6 protein-coding genes are annotated in these 9,997 nt (G+C 66.5%); 4 read left to right on the top strand and 2 right to left on the bottom strand.

The features are described from left to right. The first annotated feature begins 234 nt into the window (after positions 1-234). From FNH04_RS33545 to FNH04_RS33530, 4 genes are all read left to right on the top strand, one after another. The gene (locus FNH04_RS33545; RefSeq protein WP_152789621.1) at positions 235-2,433 is read left to right on the top strand and encodes an N-6 DNA methylase; all 2,199 of its coding nucleotides are present in this window, start codon (positions 235-237) and stop codon (positions 2,431-2,433) included. 108 nt (positions 2,434-2,541) lie between these two features. After that, a complete protein-coding gene (locus FNH04_RS33540) occupies positions 2,542-4,533 on the top strand; it encodes a type I restriction-modification system subunit M (RefSeq protein ID WP_152789620.1) in 1,992 nt (663 codons plus the stop codon). Between the two features lie 269 nt (positions 4,534-4,802). Next, a complete protein-coding gene (locus FNH04_RS33535) occupies positions 4,803-5,774 on the top strand; it encodes a restriction endonuclease subunit S (protein ID WP_345672749.1) in 972 nt (323 codons plus the stop codon). Continuing rightward, complete coding sequence (locus tag FNH04_RS33530) at positions 5,771-8,953, top strand: type I restriction endonuclease subunit R (RefSeq protein WP_152789618.1); 3,183 nt, start codon at positions 5,771-5,773, stop codon at positions 8,951-8,953. Before FNH04_RS33535 ends, FNH04_RS33530 begins: the two co-directional genes overlap by 4 nt. A 52-nt stretch (positions 8,954-9,005) precedes the next feature. Here FNH04_RS33530 and FNH04_RS33525 read toward each other — a convergent pair whose 3' ends face one another. Both FNH04_RS33525 and FNH04_RS33520 read right to left on the bottom strand, forming a co-directional pair. Beyond that, entirely contained in the window at positions 9,006-9,212 is a 207-nt protein-coding gene (locus tag FNH04_RS33525; protein ID WP_152789617.1) for a DUF397 domain-containing protein, read from the bottom strand. Beyond that, the coding region (locus FNH04_RS33520; protein ID WP_152789616.1) for a helix-turn-helix domain-containing protein at positions 9,209-9,997 on the bottom strand (789 nt) is incomplete at its 5' end. The genes FNH04_RS33520 and FNH04_RS33525, both read right to left, overlap by 4 nt.

Here is a 9,997-nt window from a genome sequence, read left to right as displayed (position 1 = left end):
GTATAAGAGACAGGTTCTGGGGGCCGGGGTTCTGGGTGCTCATGACGGTTCTCCGTTCCAGAGGATGAAAGCGGGCCCATGGCAGGGCCGAGCCACCAGCAGAGCGGCACTCACCACTGGAAGCTCAACCAGAGGAGCACAGCACTGAAAGCACTGTCAAACACATTGACAGATTTGACCAGCGCTGTAGGTTGTTTACCGTTCACTCCCTCCCGAGAGGCTCAGGAACCCGCCATGCCCCAGCCGCCATCCGCGCAGGTGACCGCTGCGGAGATCTCCCGCATCGCCGGAGTCACGCGCGCCACCGTCAGCAACTGGCGGCGTCGGCACGACAACTTCCCGGCCCCGTCCGGTGGCACGGAGAGCAGCCCGCTGTACGACCTGGAGGCGGTTCGCTCCTGGCTCGGCTCGCGCGGGCACACCTCTGCGGCGAACCCCACGGAGGAACTGCGCACGACGCTCCGTCTGCGCGCGCAGAACAATTCCGGCTCGGGAGGCAGTACCACCGACCTGCTGTCCCTAGTCCTCGCGGCGACGCGTCGGAAACCGGAGGAGCTCAAGGCACTCCTGGATCTGCCGGACGGGGACCTGGCCGACCGTGCCGCCCGGGCTGCGACGGACCTCGCCGACGCGGTACCGGGCGCGCGGCCGGTCCACTTCACGGCTGCCGACGCGCCGGTGCTGCGGGCTCTGTTCCTCTGCGTCCGGGACGAGGGTGGTCAGGCCGCGTTGAGCGCGCTCGCCGAGCGGGAACTGGAGGACAGCGCCGCGAGCGGGACGTACCAGACCCCCGCGCCGCTGGCGGACCTCGCCGCCCGCCTGATCCCCGGCACACCGACCAGCGTCCTCGACCCGGCCTGCGGCAGCGGCGCCCTGCTGGCGGCCACAGCCCGCCGCAAGTCAAGCGAGCTGTACGGCCAGGACACCCTTCCCGTCCAGGCACAGCGCAGCGCGGTCGGCCTCATGATCACCGCACCGGAGGCCGAGGTCACGGTGCGCACCGGCGACAGCCTCCGCGTGGATGCCTTCCCTGACCTCACCGTCGACGCGGTGCTGTGCAACCCGCCGTACGGCGACCGGGACTGGGGTCATGACGAGCTGGCATACGACCCCCGCTGGGCGTACGGCGTGCCGGCGCGCGCGGAGTCGGAGCTGGCGTGGGTGCAGCATGCCCTGGCCCATCTCAGACCAGGCGGTCACGCGGTCCTGATCCTGCCGCCCGCCACCGCGGGTCGCGCGTCGGGGCGTCGCGTACGGAGGGAGCTTGTACGCAGCGGTGCTCTGCGCGCTGTGGTGGGGCTGCCTGCTGGAGCAGCGCCGCCACTGCATGTGGCGTTGCAGATCTGGGTGCTCCAGCGACCCGAACCAGGCGGGGCAGAGCGGAAGTCGGTTCTGTTCGTGGACACGGCGACGGGTTCGGATCGCGGGTCGATGTCGACGTCTGTGTCGGCATCGGTTTCAGGGACGCGGCCGAAGGGCGGCAGCCGCCCGGCCCCGCTGGACTGGGCCGGGGTCGAAAATCTGGCGGTGACGGCCTGGGAAGCGTTCGTCCGCGATCCGGACGGGTTCACGGATGAGCCGGGCAGGGCGCGTGCGGTGCCTGTGGTCGACCTCCTGGACGACATGGCCGACCTGGCACCGGCCCGCCACGTCCGCGTCACGCGGTCGGACATCGCTCCGGAGGAACTGGCAGCGGACCTGGACGCGGCGAGGGCCGATCTCCTTCGGTCCACTCGGTCACTCGCTCGCGCGGCGCGTGACAGCGACTGCACGGCTGCGGGCGCGTCGGCGGCGGAGTGGCGTACGGCGACGGCGTCCGACCTGGCTCGGGGCGGTGCGCTGGCGGTGCTGCGGACGTCGCCGGACACGGTGCCCGGTGGAGCGGGAGGTGCCCACGGCTCTGAGGCTGCCCGTGCGGTCCTGACCGCCGCGGACATCGAGCGGGGTACGGGTCCGACGGGCGATGCGGCCGAGCTGCGGGACAGTGCCGCGCCGCTCATCGCCGAAGGGGACGTCCTCGTACGGGCGGTCGCGGGCGGAGAGGGCCCCATGGCCAGGGTCGCCGGGGAGGGGGACACCGGTGCTCTGCTCGGCCCTCATGTCCATCTCCTCCGGCCCGATCCGACGCGCCTCGACGCGTGGTGCCTGGCCGGTTTCCTGGGCTCCGAGGACAACATCGCGGGCGCGTCGACGGGGAGCACGGTGTTGCAGGTGAGTCCGGGACGGTTGCGCGTACCGCTGCTGCCGCTCGCTGTGCAGCGGCAGTACGGGGAGGCGTTCCGGCGGGTGCATGAGCTTCGGGCGGAGGCCCGTCGCGCAGTACTGCTGGCGGAGGAGACGGCGAGGCTGTTGGCGGCAGGTCTTACAGGTGGCCAGTTGCTCCCGTCTGCGGAGAGCGGCGAAGGCGTCCAGGGCGGCAATTCGCACCCATAGGCATACAGCACTTCACAGATCGACCACACTGGTCCGCACCCGGCGCGGCCGTTCGGGACACGGTACGGCGTGATGGCGGGACGGTACGGAAGGAACTCGGGGAATCTCTTGAACAGCAGCAAGCACACGGAGTTGGCGAACCACGCGTGGTCCGTCGCCGACCTCCTGCGGGGGGACTACAAGCAGTCCGACTACGGCAAGGTCATCCTGCCGTTCACCGTGCTTCGGCGGTTGGAGTGCGTGCTGGAGCCGACCCGCGAGAAGGTCGCGGAGATCGCGGAGCAGCACAAGGACAGCGGCATCGACCCGGACCGCTTCCTGCGGCGGGCCTCGGGCCACTCCTTCTACAACAAGTCCAGCCTGACCCTGAAGAAGATCGCGGCAGACCCGCAGAACGCCGCGCAGAACCTCCAGGTGTACGTGGGGGCGTTCTCCGACAACGCGCGGGGCGTGCTGGACCGCTTCGAGTTCGCGCAGCAGATCAAGCGGCTGGACGGCGCGGGGCTTCTCTACCAGGTCATCGGCAAGTTCACGGATCTGGACCTGCGTCCCGAGGTCGTGCCCAACCACAACATGGGCTACATCTTCGAGGAGCTGATCCGCCGCTTCGCCGAGCAGTCCAACGAGACGGCCGGTGAGCACTTCACACCGCGTGAGGTCATCCAGCTGATGGTGCGGCTGCTGGTCGCCCCGGACGGTGACGCGCTCCAGCTTCCCGGTACGGTGCGCACCGTCCTCGACCCGGCCTGCGGCACGGGCGGGATGCTCTCCGCGATGGACGACCTCATCACCGAGCTCAACCCGGACGCCACGGTGGAGGTGTACGGGCAGGAACTCAACCCCGAGTCGTGGGCGATCTGCCGGTCCGACCTCATGATCAAGGGCCAGAACCCGGAGAACATCGCCTTCGGCAACTCCTTCTCCGACGACGGGCACGCGCGTAAGTCCTTCGACTACATGCTGGCGAACCCGCCGTTCGGCGTGGAGTGGAAGAAGGTCAAGGAGGAGGTCGAGGCCGAGCACAAGTCGCTGGGCGAGGCCGGCCGCTTCGGGGCGGGTCTGCCGCGCATCAACGACGGGTCGCTGCTGTTCCTTCAGCACATGATCTCGAAGATGAAGCCGGTGGACGTGAACGGCGGGGGCGGCTCACGGCTGGCGATCGTCTTCAACGGTTCGCCGTTGTTCACGGGTGCGGCAGGTTCGGGTGAGTCGGAGATCCGCCGCTGGATCCTGGAGAACGACTGGTTGGAGGGCATCGTGGCCCTGCCGGACCAGCTCTTCTACAACACTGGCATCTCCACTTACTTCTGGATCCTGACTAACCGGAAGAACCCGGACCACAAGGGCAAGGTCGTACTCCTCGACGCCCGCGACCAGTGGCAGAAGATGCGGAAGTCGCTGGGCGACAAGCGCAAGGAGCTGGGCAAGGACCACATCGCGACGGTGGTCAAGCTTTACGGCGAGGCGCTGGCCGTGGCGGGGGATGCGGAGCATCCGCTGCACGGGAAGGTGAAGGTCTTCTCCAACGAGGACTTCGGGTACCAGCGGATCACGGTCGAGCGGCCATTGAAGCTGCGGTTCGAGGTGACGGAGGAGACGCTGGCGGCGCTGGAGGCGTCCAAGGCGATCCAGAAGCTGCCGCAGGTTTCCGTCATGTTCGACGCCTTCGAGTCGATGGAGGTCACGAGCTGGGCCACCAAGCAGGAGGCTTGGCTGGCTCTGAAGGACGCAGTGGTGCAAGCCGGCGGGACGTGGCCGACGGGCGCGCCGTTCAACAAGGCGTTGCGCGACGCGATCGGTGTGCGGGACCCGGAGGGCGAAGTTCAGCTCATTAAGGGACAGCCCGAGCCAGACACCGAGCATCGGGACTACGAGAATGTGCCGATGGGTGAGGATGTAGAGGAGTACCTGAAGCGGGAGGTCCACCCGCACGTGCAGGATGCGTGGATCGACCACAGCAAGACGAAGATCGGGTACGAGATTCCGTTCACGCGGCATTTCTACGCATACCAACCGCCGCGGCCGCTGGCAGAGATCGACGCAGAGCTGAAGCAGCTGGAGTCGCAGATCCAGCAGCTGTTGGGGGTGATCGCCCAGTGAGCACTTGGCGCAGCCTCCGCCTCAAGGACCTCTGCATCGACGCAGGCCAGTATGGCCTCAACGTGTCGGCTGAGACATACTCGCACTCAGGAGTACGACTCCTGCGCACGACAGACATCAGTAGCGGCACTTTGACACCCGAAGATTCGGGGGTTTTTATCGACTCTGCCCCCGAGGGTCGGTTCACCCTTGACACAGGGGACCTACTCCTTTCTCGCAGCGGAACGCCGCCCGGGCAGTCATACCTTGTTCGCTCAGCAGATGCTGGCATGACGTTTGCGGGCTATCTAGTCCGGTTCCGCCCTCGACCGGACACGGATCCCCGATTCCTCGCCTACGTTGCCCGCAGCACTCCCTTTCAGCACACGATCCAGGCGGAGGCAGTATCCTCAACCATCCAAAACTTCAACGCAGAACGCTACGCAAACATCCGTTTCGAGGCTCCAGAACTCGCACAGCAGCGCCGCATCGCCGACTTCTTGGACGCGGAGACCGCCAGAATTGGGCAGATCGAACGTTTGGCAAGCCGGGCTGGCCAGCTCGCTCTGGACCGCCGTACGGCGGTGATCGATGCCGAGCTTGGAAGTGTTCCCGACTCGCACGTGGTACCGGTTACCAGAACTTGCGCAGTGGTGCTGGATTGCGTCAACAAAACTGCACCCCTCGCGACTGAGAACACACCTTATCGAATGATTCGCACTTCCAACGTGCGAATGGGGCGAGTGGACGCAGAGAACACCTATCGGGTCACGGAGGATATCTTTCGGCAGTGGAATCGTCGCGGCGCTCCACAGGTCGGCGACTTGCTCTTCACACGCCAAGCTCCCGTTGGCGAGGCAGGAATCCTGACTTCCAACGCGCCGGTATTCCTTGGCCAGCAGGTCATGCTTTACCGGCCAAACCGCCAGCGCATTACCTCAGAATTTCTCCTGTACAACTTCCTTAGCTCCTTCATGAAGGAGCAATTTATGCGCGCCAGCGACGGAGCAGCACACACGCACATGCGGGTACACGATTGCCTAAAACTTCGCGTCTATTGCCCATCCGTTGAGGAGCAATATTCGATCGCGGATAGGGTACGTCAAGCGTTGCAGCACTCCGATACTTTGCGCGTAGCAACCAAACGGCAAGTTGCTCTACTGGCCGAACGCCGCCAAGCCGTCATCACCGCCGCCGTAACCGGCCAGTTCGACGTAACCACCGCCAGCGGCCGCAACGTAACCGAAGGAATCGCCGTATGAGCCCCGTGCACGACGAGTCCTCCTTCGGCTCCGCCATCGTCGCCGTCCTCTGCGAACGCGGCTGGCGAGAGGCGAACCCCGAGGACTACCACCCCGACCTCGGGCTCGACACCAATGAGCTCTACACCTTCATCGGCGCGACCCAGCCCGACGAGTGGAACGACCTGCTCACCGTGTACGGCGGCAACCCCAACGAGGCCCAGCGCGGCTTCGCGCAGCGCCTCGACCGGGCCATCGCCGATGACGGACTGCTCCACGTCCTCCGGAACGGCGTCAAGGACCGCGGTGTGCGGCTCCGCGTCGCCTACTTCAAGCCCAACCTCATCTCCGCCGACTCCGTCCTCGACGGCTACCGGGCCAACCGCCTCACCGTCGTCCGTGAGCTCCCCTACGCCACCAAGCAGGCCGACTGGGGTCACCGTCTCGACCTCACCCTGTTCCTCAACGGCATCCCGGTCGCCACGGCCGAGTTGAAGAACCCGCTCACCGGGCAGGGCGTGGAGCAGGCCAAGGAGCAGTACCGGACGGACCGAGACCCGACCGAGCTGATCTTCACGCGGCGCGTCATCGCGAACTTCGCCGTCGACCCGGACCTGGTATTCGTCACCACGCAACTGCGCGGCAAGAGCACCCGATTCCTGCCCTTCAACACCGGCTCGAACGGCCCCGGCCAGCCTGGCGGGGCCGGGAACCCGGCGCCCACGGCCCACGGCACGTACGCCACGTCCTACCTTTGGGAACAGGTCTGGCAACGCGACAACTGGCTCGACCTCCTCCAGCGCTTCGTGCACCAGCAGAAGCACAAGACGCCTGGCGGCGGCACCACCAAGTCGACGATCTTCCCGCGCTTCCACCAGTGGGACGTGGTACGGAAGCTCACCGCGCACGCATCCGTCCACGGCGCCGGCCAAAACTACCTGGTCATGGCCTCCGCCGGCTCCGGCAAGTCGAACACCATCGGCTGGCTGGCCCACCGCCTCAGCGACCTGCACGCCCGCACCGATCCGCACGTTCTGAGGCCCGACGCCCTGGCCGACGGCCGCATCAAGCCGGGCGAGCCCGTCTTCGACAAGGTCATCGTCATCACTGACCGCCGCGCGCTGGACGCCCAGCTCTCGGCGACCGTCGGCAGCTTCTCGCAGACGGACGGCCTGGTCGTGAAGGTCGACGAGAAGCACGGGGCGAAGAGCGAGCAACTCGCCCGTGCCCTCTCCCGGGACACCGGCAAGATCGTCACCGTCACCCTGCACTCGTTCCCTGCGCTGCTGGACTACATCAAGCGCAACCCCACTGAGATCAAGGGCACCCGCTTCGCCATCATCGTGGACGAGGCGCACTCCTCGCAGTCCGGCGACGCGGCCACCGCCGTGAAGTCCGCCCTGCGCGACCTCGGCCTGGACGCGGACTCGGACGACGAAGGCGCGACCACCGTCACGGTGGACGAACAGCTGAAGGCCAAGGCGGTGGCGCGCTCCCGTGCCGCCAACCTCTCCTATTTCGCCTTCACCGCCACACCCAAGTCCAAGACGCTCGAACTCTTCGGCACGGAAGGCGTGGAGAACGGCAAGACCGTCTACCGCCCCTTCCACACCTACTCCATGCGCCAGGCCATCGAGGAAGGCTTCATCCTCGACCCGCTGCGCAACTACGTCACCTACAACACCTACTGGAAGCTCGCGAACCTCAACCGCGACGAGAAGCAGGTCGACCCCTCCAAGGCGAACAGCCTGCTCGCCCGGTTCGCGCTCATGCACGAGCACACGGTGTCCCAGCACGCCCAGGTGATCGTCGAGCACTTCGTCGCCCACAGCCGCGGCCGACTCGGCGGACGTGCCAAGGCAATGGTGGTCACGGCCTCCCGGCACTCCGCCGTGCAGATGGCCCGTGCCATCCGCAGTTACATCGCCGACCGCGAGTACGACACCAAGTACCCGGACCTCGGTGTCCTGGTCGCCTTCTCCGGGTCCCTCACCATCGACGGCGAGGAGACCACCGAGAGCAAGGAGAACGGCGGCCTATCGGAGAGCGCGCTGCCGAAGGCCTTCGGCTACACCCGCGCCGACGACAAGGCCGCGAAGGCCGGCGGCAAGGGGCAGCAGGAGTACCGGATCCTCGTCGTCGCCGAGAAGTACCAGACCGGCTTCGACCAGCCGCTCCTCACGACGATGTACGTCAACAAGACGCTGACCGGCATCGCCGCCGTGCAGACCCTCTCCCGCCTCAACCGCACCGCCGAACGCAAGTCCCAGGCCGACCTCGCCGTCCTGGACTTCGTCAACGACGCCGAGGACATACAGGACGCCTTCCGCCCGTACTTCGAGGAGGCGCACACCCTGCCCTCCGACCCCAACCTCCTGTACACGGCCCAGAGCCGCGTCATGTCCGCACCGGTCATCTCGGAGCAGGACATGGACGAGTTCGTCGCCGCGTACATCGAGGCGGAGAAGAAGGCGGGCGGCTCCCAGTCCAAGTGGGAGAAGCTGCACGCCGAGCTGTACCGGCTCCTGTCACCTGCCGTCGTCCGCTTCACCCACCTTCTGGAGAGCGACGAGGAGGACGACGTCGAGGCCGCCGAGGAGTTCCGCGCGAACCTCAACGACTACGTCCGCAAGTACGGCTTCCTCGCGCAGATCGTCCCGTACCAGGACGCCGAGCTGGAACGGCTGTACCTCTACGGCCGCCACCTGCTCAACCGGCTCCCCCGCCTGGCCGACGGCGGTGTCGACATAGGTGAGGTCGACCTCAGTCACCTGCGCGTCGAGAAGACCGGCGAGCACGATGTTTCCCTCAACCCCGAGGGCCCCGCCGAGCTCAGGGGATTCGGCGACGGCGTCGGCGGCGGGCAGGACCCCGAGAAGTCCCTGCTGTCCGAACTGATCGACAAGTTCAACGCGAAGTTCGGCACGGAGTTCACCGAGGAGGACGTCCTCCCGGCCTTCAACGCCACCAAGGAGGACCCGAAGGTCCGGGCCGCCGCCCTCGTCAACGACGAGGAGAACTTCGGCATCGTCTTCGACAAGAAGTTCGAGGAGAACATGATGGACCATGTCTCCACCATCGACACCCTCGGGAAGCGGTACTTCGGTGCGGACCGGGACTTCAAGTCCAACCTCGACCGCAGCGCCCGCCGCGCGGCGTGGCGGATGATCCGCAGCGAGGAGGGTCTGGACGACGTGTGACCCACTCAGGGCCCGGTTCCATCCCGGGCCCTGAACGTCGTATGTCGCTCCCTCAGCGGCCAGAGGCCAGGGCCACGAAACCGGCCCATGCCTCGGCCCCGACGGCCAGCGTGGGTCCGGCGGGACGCTTGGAGTCCCGGACGAGGACGGTTCCGGGAGCTGCGGCAACCTCAAGGCACTGGCCGCCCTCAGCACCGCTGTAACTGCTCTTGAACCAGGCCAGTTCGGTCACGACCGACTCGCTTCCTGCCACGTTCATAGTTCTCCCAGCAACTTCGCGATGTAATCCAGGCTCTCGCGTGGAGGGAGAGCCTGACTTCGGATAATCCCATAGCGGGCCGCAGCAAGACTCGTCTCGTCCCGCTCTGTCAGAAGGTGGCTCCGGCCCTGGACCTCCGCATACACGAACTGCTCCCCGTCCTTGCGGGTGATCACCGTGAACGGTCCATCGACACCCGCGTTGTCCTCACGGTCGAGCGGCATGACTTGGAGCTCCACGTTTCGCTTGTCTCCCATCAGGAGCAGATGCTCAAGTTGCCCCCGGAGCACCGCTTTCCCGCCGAGTTGCCTGCACAGTAGGGACTCCTCCATGACGAAGCTCAGCAACGGTGCGGGCCAGCGGTTGAAGATTTCCTGCCGTGCCAGACGTGCTGCGACGCGGAGCTCGATGGTCTCCTCATCCAACAACGGGCGACGCATCGCGAGGATTGCACGCATGTACTCCTCGGTCTGCAGAAGCCCGTTGACCACAAGGGTGTCGTACGCACAGAGCGCAACAGCCTCCGCCTCAAGACGCGCCATGCTCCGGAAGAACGCCGGGTACTGAGCACGCGCGATCTCTTCCTTCAGTGCCGTCAGCACACCTCCCGCGTCCAGCACCTCGTCCGCCTGGTCGATGAACCCTGGCTGAGGAGTGCGCCGCCCCTGCTCCAGCGATGCCACCGTGTCCGCCGAGTAACCAACCCGCTTACCGAACTCCACCCGGTCCAAGCCGGATCGGAGTCTGAGTGCCTTCACCTGCCGCCCGAAGGCAACCACCAGCCC

Origin of the sequence: Streptomyces phyllanthi (assembly GCF_009377205.1) — a bacterium.
In the GTDB taxonomy this organism is placed as follows: Bacteria; Actinomycetota; Actinomycetes; order Streptomycetales; family Streptomycetaceae; genus Streptomyces; species Streptomyces phyllanthi.
Note: the sequence above shows the minus strand (reverse complement) of the source record. Positions and strands in the feature narration are given on the sequence as shown.

Bases quoted from the DNA above. Each gene is read 5' to 3' on its own strand.
- FNH04_RS33545 (WP_152789621.1), top strand. From the start codon at position 235: ATGCCCCAGCCGCCATCCGCGCAGGTGACCGCTGCGGAGATCTCCCGC.
- FNH04_RS33535 (WP_345672749.1), top strand. From the start codon at position 4,803: ATGACGTTTGCGGGCTATCTAGTCCGGTTCCGCCCTCGACCGGACACG.
- FNH04_RS33525 (WP_152789617.1), bottom strand. From the start codon at position 9,212: ATGAACGTGGCAGGAAGCGAGTCGGTCGTGACCGAACTGGCCTGGTTC.
- FNH04_RS33530 (WP_152789618.1), top strand. From the start codon at position 5,771: ATGAGCCCCGTGCACGACGAGTCCTCCTTCGGCTCCGCCATCGTCGCC.